This is a genomic window from Haloarcula sp. Atlit-120R (genome assembly GCF_003665885.1).
Lineage (GTDB): Archaea > Halobacteriota > Halobacteria > Halobacteriales > Haloarculaceae > Haloarcula > Haloarcula taiwanensis.
Map to the genome: position 1 here is coordinate 1 of NZ_QPLN01000034.1, position 612 is coordinate 612.

Sequence of the window (612 nt, forward strand, 5' to 3'; positions counted from 1 at the left end):
TCCTGCTCGCGATTCAGGAGGAACTGGGAGAGCTGACGCAGGCGCAGCTCGAGGCGAAGCACGAAGACGGTCGTGACAGTCGCGTCGACGAAGAATTGGACGACCTCGGAGCGCTGCTTCTGCAGCTCCACGAGTCGCGGCAGACGCTTCTCACGGACGGAGGCCGTTACCAGCCACGTCTTCAGAGACTCCACGAACTCGACCACGTCATGGGGGTGATCCGGTCGGTTCGCGCTTCTGAAGACGAGTTCCGCGCGGAGGTCGCTTCGAACTTCGACGTTGAGACGGACGACTTCGACGTGGAATCCGAGCTCGTCGACGGCCACATCGTTCATCGCGCGAGGTGGTCTCCGTGACTGGTCCACGAGACCTTTCGCCGCGCGACGCCTGGAAGCGATACGTCGACCGCCGCCGAACGGAACTCACCGATGGGTCGGCTGACTCATACCACTACCGTCTCAAACTCTTCGGTGCGTGGTGCGAGGACCGCGGCATCGAGAGCGTGTCCGAGCTGAACGGTTGGCTGTTCGACGAGTATCGCGCCCACCGTGCTGGCGAGGGGATCGCGTCGACGACGCTTCACAATGAGATGGAGACGCTTCGCGGGCTCGT

2 pseudogenes are annotated in these 612 nt (G+C 63.1%); both read left to right on the top strand.

The features are described 5' to 3' along the window. Positions 1-356 (top strand): annotated as a pseudogene (locus DVK01_RS22445) (hypothetical protein); the annotation flags it as partial. Next, positions 353-612 (top strand): annotated as a pseudogene (locus DVK01_RS21085) (site-specific integrase); the annotation flags it as partial. The pseudogenes DVK01_RS22445 and DVK01_RS21085, both read left to right, overlap by 4 nt.